General features: G+C 54.7%; 12 protein-coding genes. 5 read left to right on the top strand and 7 right to left on the bottom strand.

The window, feature by feature from the left end; genetic code table 11:
• Nucleotides 1-348 precede the first annotated feature (348 nt).
• The 4 genes from SHEW_RS13055 to SHEW_RS13040 all read right to left on the bottom strand — a co-directional run bounded on the left by SHEW_RS13055 (nt 349) and on the right by SHEW_RS13040 (nt 7,615).
• A complete protein-coding gene (locus SHEW_RS13055; RefSeq protein ID WP_223294816.1) occupies nt 349-2,496 on the bottom strand; it encodes an OmcA/MtrC family decaheme c-type cytochrome in 2,148 nt (715 codons plus the stop codon).
• A gap of 75 nt (nt 2,497-2,571) precedes the next feature.
• On the bottom strand, nt 2,572-4,482 hold the full coding sequence (locus SHEW_RS13050; RefSeq protein WP_041407290.1) for an OmcA/MtrC family decaheme c-type cytochrome: 1,911 nt from the start codon (nt 4,480-4,482) through the stop codon (nt 2,572-2,574).
• A 37-nt stretch (nt 4,483-4,519) separates the two neighbouring features.
• Nucleotides 4,520-6,631, bottom strand: coding sequence for an MtrB/PioB family decaheme-associated outer membrane protein (locus SHEW_RS13045; RefSeq protein ID WP_011866317.1), 2,112 nt, complete (start codon nt 6,629-6,631; stop codon nt 4,520-4,522).
• 15 nt (nt 6,632-6,646) lie between these two features.
• Nucleotides 6,647-7,615 carry a DmsE family decaheme c-type cytochrome gene (locus tag SHEW_RS13040; protein ID WP_011866316.1) on the bottom strand — a complete coding sequence of 323 codons (969 nt, stop codon included), beginning with the start codon at nt 7,613-7,615 and terminating at the stop codon, nt 6,647-6,649.
• Nucleotides 7,616-8,008: 393 nt separating this feature from the next.
• Between SHEW_RS13040 and SHEW_RS13035 the strand changes: the two genes are divergently transcribed.
• The 3 genes from SHEW_RS13035 to glnS all read left to right on the top strand — a co-directional run bounded on the left by SHEW_RS13035 (nt 8,009) and on the right by glnS (nt 12,411).
• Nucleotides 8,009-8,248, top strand: coding sequence for a FeoA family protein (locus tag SHEW_RS13035; RefSeq protein ID WP_011866315.1), 240 nt, complete (start codon nt 8,009-8,011; stop codon nt 8,246-8,248).
• Nucleotides 8,241-10,535 carry a Fe(2+) transporter permease subunit FeoB gene (gene feoB, locus SHEW_RS13030; RefSeq protein WP_011866314.1) on the top strand — a complete coding sequence of 765 codons (2,295 nt, stop codon included), beginning with the start codon at nt 8,241-8,243 and terminating at the stop codon, nt 10,533-10,535. Before SHEW_RS13035 ends, feoB begins: the two co-directional genes overlap by 8 nt.
• Nucleotides 10,536-10,740: 205 nt before the next feature.
• Nucleotides 10,741-12,411 (top strand): glutamine--tRNA ligase, encoded by a 1,671-nt coding sequence (gene glnS, locus SHEW_RS13025; protein WP_011866313.1) that lies wholly within the window; start codon nt 10,741-10,743, stop codon nt 12,409-12,411.
• Between the two features lie 83 nt (nt 12,412-12,494).
• Here glnS and SHEW_RS13020 read toward each other — a convergent pair whose 3' ends face one another.
• A complete protein-coding gene (locus SHEW_RS13020; RefSeq protein WP_011866312.1) occupies nt 12,495-13,091 on the bottom strand; it encodes a Yip1 family protein in 597 nt (198 codons plus the stop codon).
• A 250-nt stretch (nt 13,092-13,341) separates the two neighbouring features.
• Here SHEW_RS13020 and miaE point away from each other — a divergent pair, with 250 nt between their 5' ends.
• Entirely contained in the window at nt 13,342-14,112 is a 771-nt protein-coding gene (miaE, locus tag SHEW_RS13015; RefSeq protein ID WP_011866311.1) for a tRNA isopentenyl-2-thiomethyl-A-37 hydroxylase MiaE, read from the top strand.
• A 73-nt stretch (nt 14,113-14,185) separates the two neighbouring features.
• On the opposite strand, the gene SHEW_RS13010 is transcribed toward miaE, so the two are convergent.
• Together SHEW_RS13010 and SHEW_RS13005 are read right to left on the bottom strand one after the other, a co-directional pair.
• Nucleotides 14,186-14,914: a UDP-2,3-diacylglucosamine diphosphatase gene (locus tag SHEW_RS13010; RefSeq protein WP_011866310.1), complete on the bottom strand. Its 729-nt coding sequence runs from the start codon at nt 14,912-14,914 to the stop codon at nt 14,186-14,188.
• 18 nt (nt 14,915-14,932) lie between these two features.
• Entirely contained in the window at nt 14,933-15,427 is a 495-nt protein-coding gene (locus SHEW_RS13005; protein ID WP_041407286.1) for a peptidylprolyl isomerase, read from the bottom strand.
• 264 nt (nt 15,428-15,691) lie between these two features.
• On the opposite strand from SHEW_RS13005, the gene cysS reads away from it, so the two are divergent.
• Nucleotides 15,692-17,071 (top strand): cysteine--tRNA ligase, encoded by a 1,380-nt coding sequence (gene cysS / locus SHEW_RS13000; protein WP_011866308.1) that lies wholly within the window; start codon nt 15,692-15,694, stop codon nt 17,069-17,071.
• Nucleotides 17,072-17,100 lie beyond the last annotated feature (29 nt).

Here is a 17,100-nt window from a genome sequence, read left to right as displayed (position 1 = left end):
AAACTTGTTAAATCTAATATTTTACAGTGGCTTATAAATATCGAGTGAGGGCATTTTCTCTTGAGTGGCCTAAAAATAAGCCTTTTCTTAAATAAAGCTTAAGCGGCAGGGGATTTTTTCACCGCAGTTTTGATCTAACGCAAGCATAGGCGCTGGGAAACCGATCCATTTCGCCGATGAAACTCCCGCATTTGTGGGCCTGATGTTATTAATTTGTGAATTGTACGGCTGGGTGGCGTGGCGTTTGGCGTTATGCATTGATGGCATGCATCGGTGTAGGGCGATAAAAAAGGAGGCCGCAGCCTCCTTTTATCCAGTGTTTCGCTCACCATCTTTTATAGTGCGATGCTACTCCTGGTGAATGCCTAACAGCTGAGTCGGCGTATGGCAGGTGGCGCAAGTCTCTGCCGCCCGGGCGCGCACATCGTCTGCATCCATACCGTCTAAGATGCCGCCGTTGGCCTGGATATGGGCTGCACCAGAATCCTTAAGGTATTTCTGGTGGCAGCTCAGGCAGGCGCCGGCATCGGATGAGACCCAGATATCTACGCCTGTGGTGGTATCGCCATAGCGCCAGACGCGATCGCTTGCGCGGCCAAGTGTGATGCCATCATCGGTATGACAGGTGAGGCAGTCTGTCTTGAGCACTGTGCCCGACTGCACGCCAGCATACTTGAGGTAGTGACCCTCTGCCTCGTGGGCCTTAAAGGCGAAGCTGGTGGGGCGACGTCCGCCCGGATAGCTGTCATCGCCGCTGGTGGTCTTGTCTGAGGTATGACAGGTCTGACAGTTATAACCATTGTTGTAATGGTGATTCTCCTGGTTGTGGCAGGTCTGACACTTGCTGGTATCGACGATGGCGCGGCGCATGGCCACCTGGCCATCTTCGGCAACGCCTGTGCCGGACCAGACGAAGCGATAGGGCGCCTCTTTAACGGCTACCGAGCGGGTATCATCGCTACAGGCGGTCATCACCACATCGGCAACGCCATAGCCGCCGTGGTTGAAGCACACCTCTATGGCAGACCAGAGCTCGAAGGTCTTGCCCGCTGCATCCATTGGCATGTCGAAGCTGCTGGCCACTATGGTGAAGGTCTTGCTGACATCGTCATAGGTGCCTTGGGACAGTCTGAAGCGACGATTGCTGTATGAGGCATCCGTGTAGGCCGGGTAGTCCTTGTCCACATCCCAGGCGACCACGACGCGGGTGCCAAGCTCGATAAATTCGCTGGCTACCGGATTGCCGGCAGAGTCGGTTACCTGGAGATCAAATTTCAGCTTGCCGTCGCCATCCAGGCCTATGTTGCTGAAACTGACGCCCATGGCCTGGGCCAGCGAGTAGGCCTTTAGCACGTCGCCATGGCGCTTCTCGGCGTTGCCTGTGCCCGGATAGGTATCCGTGGCGTTGTGGCAGGCGACGCAGTTGGTGCTTGAGTGATTCTGCGATGGTTTCTCGGTGTGACAGCTGATACAGGCGATGCTGGAGTTATCAGCCTTAAACAGGGCGGCGTCGCTTGGGGCGCCGTCCCCCTCTTTGTGACAGGCGGCACAGTTGGCTGCTGGCTTCTGCGGGAACATCACCTTGCCATAGTCGTGCAGGCTGCCGCCAAAGCCCACTATCTTATAGGGGGCGGGTACAATCCCTTCAGGGGTGCTGGTAACCCTGTCCTGACCCTTGTGGATGGCATGGATCAGGTAGGTAAATTCGATGCTGTTGCCGCTCTCGGGATCGCCAGAGGTCGCGGTGTGACAGCTGGCGCAGTTCTCAAGGCTGATGCGGCGGCCACCGTGCAGTGCTAGGCTCTCCTCCTGGTGACAGTTAAGGCAGGTTTCTTTACGTACCACGTTGCGGGTTTGAATCCCGTCGGCCGAACCCGATGAGGGCTGCCAGTCATGGTGCGCATTGGCAGTCGCCTGGGGCAGTTTTAGCTCCAGGGTGACCCTGTGGGTGTTATCGCCATTGTAGGTGATAGCCAAAGGCTCGGTGACATTGGCGATGTTTTGCTGAAATTTATAGGTGTAGCTGCCATCGAGATTATCCGTCAGACAGTCTTCGCAGGCGCTGGCCGCCTCGACATTGGCCTGATATTTAGGCGAGGGGTTAAGGCCTGAGGTGTCATCTGGCAATGAACCCGGCTGTCTGAGGCTGTTGATGTAGGCCTGCCACTGGTAGCCGCGATCAAAACTTTGGCCGTCAATCGTCTCTGTGACCTGGGCCAGCTGGGCAATACCGAATCTGAGATCATAGTCTTTGGTCAGGCCGAGAACCGCCACCCCGTTGGCATTTTCAAGCTTAAAGGTCACGCTGACCTGGCCATCTTCTACCGATGCCTGGGTAAACTGGGCCATCACGCTTGGGGTATCTGTGATGCTGACGCCTATGACACCGTCGGGGCCGTCTTTACCATCCTTGCCGTCGCTACCACAGCCCAGTAGCAGCGCGCTGCAACTCAGGGCGATGAGGCTCCATTGATTCACCTTCTTCTTCATATCCATCATAGTGCCTTCCATTTCAGTCAATCTCTCAATGCGTTGTCGAATCGGCGCCAGTGAGCTGGCGCCTTGTCCGGTTTATTTGATGGGATGCACCCTCAGCACATCGGCATCGGCGCCTTGTCGGTGACAGGTGCTGCAGCTCTCGGTGCCTGCGGTGGCATCGGACAGAGTGCCGCTGAACACTGCGCCTTGCTGGATCATATGGTTCTTGTTGGTCTCGCTGCTGTGGCAGTCGCTACAGATGGCGGCCGTTGGGCTGGTGTAGCTGCCATCGTCAATGGCCAGCGGTTTCACACCGGGATCCAGCGGCAGGGCGACCGAGAGCACGTCATCTCTGTCGGCGTGACACTGGGCGCAGTTACCTATGTTGCCTGGGTAGTTGATCCCTTCGAAACCGGCGCGCTGGCCGCTATGAATGCCGTGGATAAGATGCTTGAAGTCTGCCGTGGTGAGGGACGGATTGTCCGCGGCCTCGGCCTGCATGTTGGGGTTGTGACAAAGCTGACACTGCCCCTCGAGATCGTTTCGCGAACCGTGGAAGTTCAGCTGTTGATCCCCGTGGCAGCTACCGCAGGTGTCGTTGCTGACCACCACGCGGCGGCCGCTATCGCTCAAGGCTTCCGCGGCGAAGAAGCGATGGCTGGATTTGATCACCACTTCGCTGTTGGCCTCATCACCACAGGCGCCCAGTACGCCGTTGGCGGCGCAGACTCTGCCCTGAATCGCTAGCGTGCCTTTATCCATCTCGCTACCAGCGGGGACCGTTAGTCCGGCTATCTGATAGTCGAAGCTGCCGTTGCTGCCGGAGATAGGCGCGGTCTCATGCACACGTATGGAGCGCGCCGAGCGGGTGGCATAGTCGAAGCTGGTGCCCCAGTTGGCGTAGACGCGAAGGTCGGAGACGAAATCCAGTTGGTCGGCGCTGGCTGTGTAGGGCTGACCCGTCGCGGGGTTTTCCAGCGTTAGGGTAAAGGAGACGGTATCGCCGCTGCGCATCGCTTTGGTGATCACAGGCTTAAATTGTGCCAATGCCTGGGCGTTGCCGCCGTCGTTGTGGACGCTGGCGGTCCAATCCGGGTTGTGACAGGCGACGCAGTTGGCGTTGTTGAGCTGCGCCGGATGGCCTTCACCCTTCTTGAAGTCGATAAAGGTATGACAGGCGCCACAGGCCTCCATGGTGGGTACCCGTGCCCAGTTCATCTGCTCGCTTAGGGTCTCATCTTCGGCATGACAGGTCTGGCAGTTTGCCAGCGAGCCGGGGAAGCCGGTCAGGTGTTTGCCGTGGATCATCTGCGGGAAGATGTTATCTGGATTGCTGACGCGATCGGCGTTGTGACAGGTCACGCAGGTCTCAATCTGGTTGTAGTTACCGCGATGAAAGGCCAGATCGCTGTGACAGCTGTTGCAGGTTTCTATCTTGATTAGGTTACGTGTGTATACCGGATCGCTGCTGGCGCCGTCTTTGTCACCCTGCCAGTCGAAGTGCTGGTTGGTGATGGGCAGGCTGGTGCCATCGGCCAGGCTGTCGCCCCCTAGCTTAACCACTATGCGCTGGGTGGCGCCGGCCTGATAGCCGACATCGTTTAAGCCATCGAAACCTGCGCTAAAGGTGTAGCTGTAACGGCCATTCTTATGATCCACATACTCTCCAGGGCAGCTGTCGTTGCAGCTCTCCGAGGTGAAGTATTGCCACTGGGAGGCGTTGCCCGCATTGGTATAGCCCTGGGGCAGCAGCTGAGCGGCAATAAAGGTGGCGCTTGGGATCCCTACTACAGGTTCATCATCCTGATTGGTGACACGGTAGTTCACCGTGGCGACGCCTGATTGCATCTGCACGGGATCGAAGCTGACCACTAAGGTGTCGATCACCATGGCTGGTGGTCCGCCGGGCTCGCCAGGATTTCCGGGTTTACCATCATCGCCGCCACAGGCGGAGAGTAGCGAAACTAGCCCAAACAGGGCGGCATAATGGAAAGTTTTGTTCATCTTCATCATCGCTTCCTTGGCATAGGGGGCGCCTGAGTTACAGCTGGTAACTCAGGGTCACTCCAAAGTAGTGGGCGTTGTAATCATGGCTGAGGTCACCGAAGGTCAACACGTTGGGGATGCTGTCTGGCATCAGCTTGCCGTTGGCCCAGTCGGCGTCTTGGTATTGCTCGAAGATCCAATCCAGCCGCAGCCCCAGGCTCTCGCTGAGATTAAAGTCGGCGAAGGCGTTGAGATTGTGCCGGGTGGCGTAATAGCTGCCGTATGGGCTGTGCAGACCCTGGCTGACCTCTGTGTCGCTCTGGCCGTCGCTATAGCTGTAGTTGAGGCCTAGTCGCAGACGGTTCTCCATCAGGGCGTCGTAATCGAACCCGGCACCGATAAGGGTCGCCTTATCCTTGGTGGTGGCAAACCAGTTGGCACTACCGAAGTTGTTACTGCCCGCCTGATCGCTGTCGCGCCAGTCCTGATTGACGAAGGCGCTGAGGTTAATCTGCTCATTCAGGGCATAGTTGGCGGAGAGATCATAACCCTGGCTATCGACCTGGGTCAGGCCTATCTGGGTGTCAGTGTAGTCATCCTGCATCAGGTGCAGGTTGAGCGTGGCGCTGAGTGCCTCGCCGTTATAGCTGGTGTAGAGGCCATAACGCTGGCGCTCACGGTCGGCGAGATAGCTGCGTCTTAACAGCGGGTTGTTGGGGCGATTGCTGACGCTCGAGCCCAGATATTTGCTGCCGCCGCGATCCTCAAACTCGGCCTTAAGCCAGGCCTGCCATTGGGAGGAGAGTCGATAGTGGAGCTTGGCCGTAACATCTGATGTCTGCAGGCTGTCGCGGTCGAGGGCGTTGTAGTTGTTGTGCTCATACTGGTATTGCAGATCCAGATAGAGGCTGCGGGTAAAGCGGTACTTGGCCCCCAGATTCGCCTGTTGACGGGTTCGGTCATAGGCTTGATTAAGCTTATCGCCGCTGTAGTAGCTGTCGGTAATGATCTGCGGGTAACTCATTATCTCAGACTTGTTGTCGCGATCGCGATAATCGTAGCCGGCCCTAAGGCTGAGCTCTGGGGTGAGACGCCCGAGATACTTAAGCTTCATCTCCAGCAGATCTACCTGGCCGTCGAGATTGGTCGCAGGCAGCATGGGGGAAGGGCCGTTGATGGTGGCCGGCAGATAGGCCTGATCTTGGGTCATGCGGCTAAAACCCAGATGCATCAGCACCTGCTGCCCCGAGGCGGAGAATTGGCTGTGTGCCGCCACGCGATAGGCCTTGTTATCGGGCGCTACAGCGCTCTGGCCATAATAGGCGGCGCCGAAGGTGGGGCTGAACGCCGATTGCCAGTGCAGGGCATTGATATCGTTCTTGTAATGACTGAGCTCGGCATCTATGCCGGTCAGCCACTGATCGCCGCGAAAGTAGAGTTTGCCTTCGATGCGATCGCTCTTGTCGTCGACGCGCTCGGCCAGCATGGTGCTGTTGGTGAGCAGATTGGCGCTGGCACGGCGATTGCCCTGACGCTGCTCATGTTGGTAGCCGAGGCTAGCCTCGTAGAAGCTGCCGGTATAGGCGGCGTCGAGACGGTAGCGGTCACGGGTGATCTTAAGCTCACTCGCCATCAGGCTATCGTTTAGGCTGCTCATCTGATCGGTTGTGGCGGCGCTCTGCCATTGGCTGGGTAGCTGCCAACTAGCGGCCGTTAGTCGATAGGGGGTTAGCGCCGCGTTGTTGTCGAAGCGGGCAAAGCCTCGATAACTGGCGGCTATCTCGTACTGGCCCTTGCGCCCCGTGGTTAGGCTGGCCGAGCCGGCGTCGTAGCCTAGGCGGTCTGCCTTAAATTGGGTCTGGTAGCCAGAGGCCTTCTTGTGGGTCAGGTCTGCCTCCAGGCTCGCCACGGCGCCATCTGTGTCTGTGCCCGTGGTGTTGCCGAAACGGCTATCGCCGCCGTCGTTATAGGCGACGCCGACGCCTATCTCACCTGTAGTCGCATCTTTGACTTCACAGCGCTGGCATTTCCAGGCATCCATCTTCACCGAGCTGCGATTGGCGGAGGCGAGATCGTACCCCTGAGCCGATGCCAGGCTGCTGAGAATTGAGAGGGTCAGCAGGCTGAGTGACCAAGCGCGTGTGTGAGTCCCTTTAAGTCTGTTCATCGCTATGCTCCCTCATTAACGTTGCAGTAGTTTGCCCGATGGATGGTTAGAGCCATGCACCTGGTTGTGGCAGTTGAGGCAGCTTTGGCCGCCGTTGAAGGCATTAGGGCTGTTGGCAAATACCGGATTGGCGGCGTGACCGTCGCTGGCGTGGCACTGCTGGCAAAGCTGAGGGGGCTTGGCGATCAACATGGCCTCGTTGACCGTGCCGTGGGGATTATGACAGTTGGCGCAGTTATCGGTGACCGGCGCATGTTCCCACAGCTTAGGCCCACGTTTCTCGGCGTGGCAGGCGTAGCAGTTGTCGTTGATGCTCATCTGTTTTAGGCTGGCCTCGCCCAGACCGCCGTGGGAATTGTGACAGTCGCTACAGACCATCTGTTGCCACTTGAGGGGGTGGCTGCTGCGCTTGTGCAGGTCGGCCTTTTGTTGGGTATGACATGTGGTGCAGACGGCGACCTCCTGGCTCTTATCGCTAATGGGGTCGTGACCCGTGTGTACCTGGTGACAATCGCTACAGGCGACATCGGCATTGTCGTGATGATTGCCGCTCCAGCCCATGCGCTGGTCGTCGTTATGGCAGCTCATGCAGACGCTGTTTTGTTTCTCTGCTGGCACGGGTGAGTTGGAGCCGAAGGTGATCATAGGCTCCTTGCCGCCACGATTATGTTTGCCCATGGGGCCGTGGCAGGCTTCGCACTGCAGGTCGGCCATGGGGGAGCCTTTTACCTGGGGATTGCCATGCACGCCGTCAAATAGCGCCATGACGGTTTGGTTCTTGCGATGGCACATGAGGCAGCTATCGGCGCCTTTGGGGGAGTATTGACCTTCGGCGAATTTGCTATCGAGGATCTTCTCCACCTCGTCGGCGGGCATCTCATCCCAGGGGGTTGCCTGAGCGAGCAAACTAAAGAGAGGGTATAGCGCGAGTAGGGCCGTTAGCCTAAGGGCACGCAGCCAAGTCGATTCCTTTTTCATCATCATCCATCCAAGCACAGTGTGGCGTTTAGTTGTTATCTTTATGAATTACTAATTTACCAAAGCTAAATAATAGGCAAGATTTGTGACGAATGTGTAAATTTTGTGGCGATAAATAATGGGTAAAAATGAAGTATTTGAGCGAATTAGCACTATATGTGATCTAGATCACGTTGCGCTCGTAAGTTGGGACGTAGAATTGCTCGCCAATGAAAATGGTTCTCATTTGATAATCTCGTTTACTGATTGAGATATCTGTCACATAATATAAAATACAATTGAAAATTATTATCGTTTCCAATCATAAATATTGATCTAGATAAAGTTATTGGAAGCCTTGCTCCGTTAGAATCTGGGGTAGTTCAGATTTATCGAGACCTGAAAAGGTAGAGTTGCAATATGAAATTAAGCGAATTAAAGCCTGGCGATAGTGCAGTGATCTCCGAGGTTGGCCAGATTAGCCTGCCCGCGGTGGTGAAACGCAAGCTTTTATCCATGGGGATCACCCCCAACACCTCTCTGACCCTATTACGACGCGCCCCACTGGGCTCGGGATTAGAGTTGGCCATTCGTGGCAGTAAGTTATGCATGCGTAAGGACCTGGCTGAAGTAATTGAGGTGGAGCTGGCTCATGGCTAAACAATTTCATTGTGTGACCGTTGGTAACCCTAACGCGGGCAAGTCAACACTCTTTAATGCGCTAACCGGTGCCAACCAGCAGGTGGGTAACTGGTCTGGGGTAACGGTAGAGAAGAAGACGGGGGCCTTTACCCTGAACGATACCCAGGTGCTGCTGACGGATCTGCCTGGTATTTACGATCTGCTGCCCGCCGGTAGCAGCTGCGATTGCTCACTCGATGAGCAGATTGCTCAGCAATACCTGGCCGAGGCGCAGATGGATGGCATCATCAACCTGGTCGATGCCACTAACATCGAGCGTCACCTGTATCTGACGGTGCAGCTACGCGAGCTTGGCATTCCTATGGTGGTAGTGATCAACAAGATTGATGCGGCCAAGGCCCATGGGATCGAGGTCGATGTCGACAAGATGAGTCAGCAGCTAGGCTGCCCCGTAATTGCCGTCTGCTCTCGCGATATGAATGATATCAAGCAGGTACAAGCCCAAGTGGTCGACCTGTTGGATGGTAAGGTGTCCGAGGCGCCTCTGGTGCTGGACTACGATGTTGAGATTGAGGCGGGTATCAAGGCGCTGTTTGAGCGTGATAGCCAGCTGAGTCGTGGCCGCGCCCTGGCGATGATGGGTAACGGTCTTGGCTGTGGCCAGTGTAAGAATGGTCAGATGCTGTCTGAGGTGTCCCAATGCTCCGAGCGTTTAGCGGCCCAGGGCAAGGATATCGAGATCATGGTGGCCACCACACGTTTCGATTTCGTGCAGCAGGTGTTTAACAAATCGGTGAAAGATAGTGATCAGCTTACCCTGAGCGACCGTCTCGATAAGCTGGTGTTACATCCCATCGCAGGTGTCCCGGTATTCCTGTTTGTGATGTACCTGATGTTTATGTTCAGTATCAATGTCGGTAGCGCCTTTATCGACTTCTTCGACATCACGGCCGGCGCCCTGTTTGTCGATCATCTCGGCGCACTGATGACCAATATCGGTGCCCCAGCCTGGTTGGTGACCATAGTTGCCGGCGGTATGGGCCAGGGTATCCAAACCGTAGCCACCTTTATTCCTGTGATCGCCGCGCTATTCCTGGCACTGTCTGTGCTGGAAGGCTCGGGTTACATGGCGCGCGCCGCCTTCGTGGTCGATGGCCTGATGCGTCGTATCGGTCTGCCGGGTAAGGCGTTTGTACCTATGATCGTCGGTTTTGGCTGCTCGGTACCTGCCATCATGGCGACCCGTACCTTAGGCAGCGAGCGTGAGCGTATCGTGACAGGTATGATGGCACCCTTCATGTCTTGTGGTGCTCGTCTGCCGGTTTATGCCCTGTTTGCGGCGGCCTTCTTCCCCGAGTCGGGTCAGAATCTGGTATTCCTGCTCTATATCATAGGCGTGTTAGCCGCGGTAGGGACGGGCCTGTTGCTACGTTCAACCTTGCTTCCCGGCAGCAGCAGCGCCGTGGTGATGGAACTGCCTAACTACGAGAAGCCGAAGCTTAAGGCGGTGATGGCCAGAACCGGCAAGCGTACCAAGAGCTTTATTCTGGGCGCAGGTAAGACAATCGTTATCGTGGTAACCCTGCTTAACTTCATCAACGCCATAGGTGTCGATGGCAGCTTCGGCCACGAGGACAGTTCTGAGTCTGTGCTGAGTGTGGCGAGCCAGAAGGTTACCCCGCTCTTCTCGCCAATGGGCATAGAGCAGGATAACTGGCCGGCAACTGTGGGTATCATCACAGGTATCTTCGCCAAAGAAGCCGTAGTCGGCACCCTGAACAGCCTCTACTCGACCGCGAGTGGTGAAGATGAAGCCTTGGCGCCACTGTCTGAGAGCTTTAGCGAAGCTTTGGCGACCATCCCTGAGAACCTGTTTGGCATCGCGCCTGAAGATCCGCTATCTATCTCGGTTGGCGACATTCAGACCATTGAGACGGCATCGAGTGAGCTGGATGTAGATACCTCGACCTTCAGCGCGCTACAGAGTGGTTTCAGCGGTGTGACGGCGGCCTTTGCCTACCTGCTGTTTATCCTGCTCTATACGCCGTGTGTGGCGGCCATGGGCGCTCTAGTGGGTGAGTTTGGCCCTCGCTGGGCAACCTTTGCGGCAACCTGGACCCTGGGCCTGGCCTATGGTACTGCGACCGTCTTCTATCAGGCGATGACCTTTGCGGCGCACCCGTTGCAGTCTGGTCTGTGGATAGCTTTCTTCCTGGTCGCGCTGGTGGTCTTCTACCTCTGGCTAAAGCGCAAGGGACAGCGTGCTCAGACTATTATTCCGGTGATCAATGTGGTGACCGAGTAGATTTAAGCCTGATGTAAAACAGCTTGTTAAACCGAGAAAAGCAGCGATAAGTCGCTGCTTTTCTGTTTTTGCGCTAAATCATGGCAGTTTTTGCGATTTGGCCGTTGTAACGAAGCGAAATCTGTAGGAATATGCAGGTTTTCTCCCATTAGTCTCGAGCGGCACCTGTGCGCCCGATGAAATAGAGTTCGCAAAGAGGATTTCCATGAGTCATGTGGACACCGAAGTACGTCCAAGTAACTTCATTCGTAACATCATAGATGAAGATTTAGAGAGCGGTAAGCACACCCGTGTGCACACTCGTTTTCCGCCCGAGCCAAACGGCTATCTTCATATCGGTCACGCAAAATCGATCTGTTTGAACTTCGGTTTGGCGCAGGACTACAAGGGGCTATGTAACTTACGTTTTGATGATACCAACCCTGAGAAAGAGGATATCGATTACGTTAACTCTATTCAGGCCGACGTACATTGGTTAGGTTTCCAATGGGATGGTGAGATCCGTTATTCGTCGAACTATTTCGATCAGCTGCACCAATACGCGGTAGAACTTATCAACAAGGGACTGGCTTATGTCTGTTTCCTCAATGGTGAGCAGACCCGTGAATACCGTGGCACCCTGAAAGAGCCGGGTAAGAACAGTCCATATCGCGATACCTTTGTCGAAGAAAACCTTGAGCTGTTCGAGAAGATGCGCAAGGGCGAATTCAAAGAGGGCGAATGTGCACTCAGGGCCAAGATCGATATGGCGTCACCTTTCATGTGTATGCGCGACCCTGTGATCTATCGTATCCGTTTCGCCCATCACCATCAGACTGGCGACAAGTGGTGCATCTACCCTATGTATGATTTCACCCACTGTATTTCCGATGCGCTGGAAGATATCACTCATTCGCTCTGTACTCTGGAGTTCCAGGATAACCGCCGTCTGTATGACTGGGTGCTGGATAACCTGGACGATTTCCAGGCGCCAAACCGTACCCGTCAATATGAGTTCTCTCGCCTGAATCTGGAATACACCCTGATGTCTAAGCGTAAGCTTAACGATCTTGTGGTGCGCGGTCTGGTATCAGGATGGGACGACCCACGTATGCCAACCATCGCCGGCTTGCGTCGTCGTGGCTACACGCCTGCGGCGATTCGCGAGTTCTGCCGTCGTATCGGTGTGACCAAGCAAGAGAACATGGTCGAAGTCAGCATGCTTGACGCCTGTATCCGTGAAGAGCTGAACGAGCACGCGCCTCGCGCCATGGCGGTGATCAACCCGGTTAAGGTGATCATCGAAAACTACCCGGAAGGCCAGGTAGAGAAGCTATCTGCACCGGCGCACCCGACTATCGAGTCTATGGGCGAGCGCGAGCTGGTCTTCGGTCGCGAACTCTATATTGATGCCGATGATTTCCGTGAAGAGGCCAACAAGAAGTACAAGCGTCTCATTCAGGGCAAAGAGGTGCGTCTGCGTAACGCCTATGTGATCAAGGCCGAGCGCTGCGATAAAGATGAGGCGGGCAATGTGACCACCATCTATTGTACCTATGACGATCAGACCCTGGGTAAGAACCCAGCCGATGGTCGTAAGGTGAAAGGGGTGATCCATTGGGTTGAGGCCACAAGCGCCGTGCCTGCCGAGTTCCGTCTATATGACAGACTCTTCAATCAGCCAAACCCGGCGGCCGCCGAGACGGTCGATGAGGTGTTAAACCCTAAGTCATTGGTGGTTAAGCATGGCTTGGTCGAGCCTGGCCTGGTTAATGCGGAGGCCGAGAAGGCCTATCAGTTCGAGCGCGAAGGTTACTTCTGCGCCGATAGCAAAGATTCATCGCCTGAGCATCTGGTGTTTAACCTGACGGTTGCCCTGCGAGACTCTTCTAACTAATACTGCTTGGTATTAAACTTGATATTAAAAAGGCTTTAGGTGAACCCTAAAGCCTTTTTTGTATCTTGCGTTAGCCTAATCGTCTATTGGTACATGGGGCCTAGGCCGAAGCTCCAAAGGATGACGCTTGAAGCCATCAGCGCGACTAATAGCACCAGGCCTGCGGTGACTACCGAACTGGCATAGATGAAGCCTTTCTCTTCCGGGATATTCATGATGATAGGTACCCCAGTGTAGAGCAGGTACACAGAGTAGGTGAGTCCCACCAGTCCAACGACCATCATGAACCAGAGCGCAGGATACAGCGCCGCCAGGCCGACCATAAAGAGTGGCGTTGCGGTATAGGCTGCCAGCTCGATCGCCTGTGTGTAGCTAGGTTGAGCATCGAAGGTCTTTGCCATCCAATAGGCCAGATAGGCCAGGGCGAAGACGCCGGCAATCAGGCCGAAATACATGCTGATGGACATCATCATGGCGCTTTGCTTGGTAAGGAAGAGGGGATCGGATACCCCTAGGTTCCAGCCGAACATGGTGGAGGCAAGATAGGTACAGACGGCCGGTATGAGGGCGATTAGCATGACATGGCTAAGACTGCTTCTCAGCGCTTCGTGGTTTTTCTCAATTGTGTGCCACTCTTCTTTCGGATGAGTGTATAACCCCATTAAGTGATTCAATATCATTATAATTATCCTTGTTCAGCTTTCATATTGTGCTCGCCAAACTTCAGACGAACCCGCATTGCCTGTTGGTCTGCTACCCAATAGACCTCAGGCTCCCAAACAGCCCTGTGAGGACTGACATAGTTTATTTATTGAACATAAACTTAGACTAGTCAAGCTAACTTTCATCTGTTAGGCAGATGGACCTGCCTAAGGCCATCTTTTAAGGGTAGAATAGTCGGCGTCTGTCCGTTTAACCCTCGAGTGTGTGATGCAAGCCCTATTAGCCCCGATAAAGCAGTTCCTACAATGTGAAACCCCTGATGAGTGGATAGCGCTCGCCAGCCAGCCGGAGCAGCTTGCTGCGCTGCTTATCGATCACTGTAACTGTGAGCTGAAGGCGGCGCAGACGGCGATGTTTTTGATCCGTAAGTATGCGGTGGATAAGGCGAGTGGCGATCAGCTACTCCAGTGGGCCAAGCCCTATGAGGAGTTCGTCTATAACAAGTCGCGGGATATCGATGCCTTTCTGGCGCGGGATGTGAAAAAGAATGAGCTGGTGGGGGAATTGTCCGCGAAGGATGGAGTCGATTACGGCCAGGATCTTATCGCCAAGATGGTGCGCCTGATAAAAGAGGAATTTCACCATTTCGAGCAGGTGCTGGAGATCATGCAGGCACGGGGCATACCCTATCAGAATCTCACCGCCGGTCGCTATGCCAAGGGGATGATGCGCGCGGTGCGCACCCATGAGCCGGCTACCCTGGTAGATAAGCTGATCGTCGGTGCCTTTATCGAGGCGCGTTCCTGTGAGCGTTTCGCCAAGCTGGCGCCTTATCTCGATGAGGGCCTGAGTAAGTTCTACGTGTCGCTGCTGCGCTCAGAGGCGCGTCACTATCAAGATTATCTGGTGCTGGCCCAGGCGATATCGCCTGAGAATATAGATGAACGTGTGGCTTACTTTGCCAAGCTGGAGGCGGAACTTATCAGCGCGCCAGACAGTGAGTTTAAGTTTCACTCGGGAAGGCCTGAGACCTGTTGATGAAGGGATAGTCTGACAGACCTTAGTTAGTGCGCACTGTACACTAACGGGGGATCAGGCTGTTTCGGCTGGCCTATGCCTCTGTTTCACCAAAGGGCAGGCTCTGCAGGTTCACTTCCTTGGGGCTGATCTTCAGTACGCTGCCTTGCTCATACCAGTCGCCCACCACGATACGCTGAGTGTCGTTGGCGAGCCGATGAATGTCTGGTCTGTGGGTATGACCATGGATCATGCGCTTAGCTCCAGTCTCAGCCATCAGCTGCTCGACCGCGCTCTGCTCCACATCCATGATGCTATAGCTTTTAATCTGATTGCTCTGCTTACTCTTGCTACGCAGCTTGTCGGCGATGGCGATGCGTTTCGACTTAGGCAGGTGATTGTAGATAAACTTGGCCCAGGCCATATTTCTAAAGCGGCGGAATCTCTGATAAGCCTTATCCAGGGTGCACAGGCTATCGCCATGGAGCAACACGCTGGGCTCACCATAGAGGTCGATGCTATAAATCTCGGGTAGCAGCGTCATGCCTGAGCGCTTGGCGTACTCTTTACCCAGCAGGAAGTCGCGGTTGCCATGGATAAAATAGATGGGCGTATGGGTCGAGAATCGCTTTAAGCGCTCGGCAAGCTCCAGAGCAAAAGGCTCGGCGATATCATCGCCCACCCAGACTTCAAACAGATCACCCAGGATATAGAGGGCGTCGCAATGGCTGGCATCTTGGTCAAGAAATTGATGGAAGGCGTTTAGGATATCGGGGCGATCGGCGCTGAGGTGCAGATCGCCCACAAACAGGGTGTAGTTCAACGAGTGTCGGCCCTGTGATTATGCTTCGACGGTTACGCTTTCGATGACCACAGCTTCTAGCGGTACGTCTTGATGCATGCCGCGGTTGCCGGTGGCAACGGCCTTGATCTGGTTAACCACATCCATGCCTTCGGTGACTTTACCGAATACACAATAACCCCAGCCTTGTACCGACTCAGATTTGAAGTCGAGGAAGGTGTTGTCGTTGATGTTGATGAAGAACTGCGCGGTGGCCGAGTGTGGATCTGAGGTGCGGGCCATAGCTATGGTGCCGACCAGGTTAGACAGACCATTATTGGCTTCGTTTTCGATCGCTTCGTTGCAACGCTTTTGCGACATATCTTTGGTGAATCCGCCGCCCTGGATCATGAAACCATCGATAACGCGGTGAAAGATAGTGCCATCATAAAAGCCGTCTTTCGCATACTTGATGAAGTTAGCGACGGTTGCAGGGGCTTTTTCGGCATCGAGTTCGAGTTTAATAACACCGTGGTTGGTTTGCATTGTGATCATATGACTGTATCTCATCATGGTTACTTATTCAGATAGCGCCAGATTCTAGCCTATTAACCAAGGCGCATAAAGGGATGGCGTGACTTTTCTCCCCCGGAACGTGCTTAGCCGCGTGATAAACTCTCGCATTTTGCCCTATTCGACTAAGAGAATGTGCGGGGGCACAAAAAACGCTTTAGATTCACGCAATCACGCTGGAAGCGGCCGTTTGCAGGTGGTAGACTGAGCGGCCTATTTGTTGTCAATTATCTGTAGAGAATATCAATGTTGAAGCTATACAACAGTCTTACCCGCCAAAAAGAGGAATTTAAGCCAATACAGCCAGGTAAAGTCGGCATGTATGTCTGCGGGGTTACCATTTATGATTTGTGTCATATTGGTCACGGACGTACGTTTGTTGCTTTTGACATGATCGTCAGATACCTGAGATATATCGGCTACGATGTGAATTTCCACCGTAACATCACAGATGTCGACGATAAGATCATCAAGCGCGCCACCGAGAATGGCGAGAGCTGCGATGCCCTCACCGAGCGTCTGACTCAAGAGATGTATCACGACTTCGACGCGCTGAACATGAAACGTCCCGATTTTGAGCCTCGCGCGACTCAGCACATGCCTGAGATCATCGAGATGGTCGAGCGCCTACTGGAGCGTGACCATGCCTATATCGCCGACAATGGCGATGTGCTCTTCAGCGTCGCGTCCTTCCCTGAATATGGTCGTCTGTCTGGTCAGAACCTGGATCAACTTCAGGCCGGTGCCCGCGTAGAAGTGGACGAGAACAAGCGCGATCCTATGGATTTCGTGCTGTGGAAGATGTCTAAGCCGGGCGAGCCAACTTGGGATTCGCCATGGGGCCCTGGTCGTCCAGGCTGGCATATCGAATGTTCGGCGATGAACAGCAAGCATCTGGGAGAGCATTTCGATATTCACGGCGGCGGTTCAGATCTGCAGTTCCCTCACCATGAGAACGAGATCGCTCAGTCTTGCTGCGCCCACGACACCCCCTATGTGAACTACTGGATGCATACCGGTATGGTGATGGTGGACAAGGAGAAGATGTCTAAGTCGCTCAATAACTTCTTCACCATTCGTGACGTGCTCGCGCATTATGATGCCTCGACCGTGCGTTACTTCCTGCTGTCTGGTCACTACCGCAGCCAGCTGAACTACTCGGAAGATAACCTAAAGCAGGCTAAGGCGGCGCTCGAGCGTCTCTACACAGCGCTGAAGGGACTGGATCTGAGCGTCGAGGCTGCGCCAGCAAGCGAGTATGTGGCTAAGTTTAAAGAGGCTATGGACGATGACTTCAATACGCCTGAGGCCTACTCAGTGCTGTTTGACATGGCTCGTGAGATCAACCGTCTAAAAGTTGATGACCTGGCGGCGGCTTCTGCCCTGGGCGTTAGCATGAAGCAGTTGGGTGACGTGTTGGGGATCCTAGAGCAGGATGTCGATGGCTTCTTTAAGGGTGAGGGCAGCGACGATGAGGTGGCGCAGATCGAAGCCTTGATCGCAGAGCGTAACCGTGCACGCACCGAGAAGGATTGGGCCGCGGCCGATGTGGCGCGTGATGGTCTTAATGCCCTTGGGGTGATCCTGGAAGATGGCCCGGAAGGAACGACCTGGCGTAAGAAGTAAGCCGTTATGACGTTTTCCGTCACTTAATA

Source organism: Shewanella loihica PV-4 (genome assembly GCF_000016065.1).
Taxonomy (GTDB): Bacteria; Pseudomonadota; Gammaproteobacteria; order Enterobacterales; family Shewanellaceae; genus Shewanella; species Shewanella loihica.
Note: the sequence above shows the minus strand (reverse complement) of the source record. Positions and strands in the feature narration are given on the sequence as shown.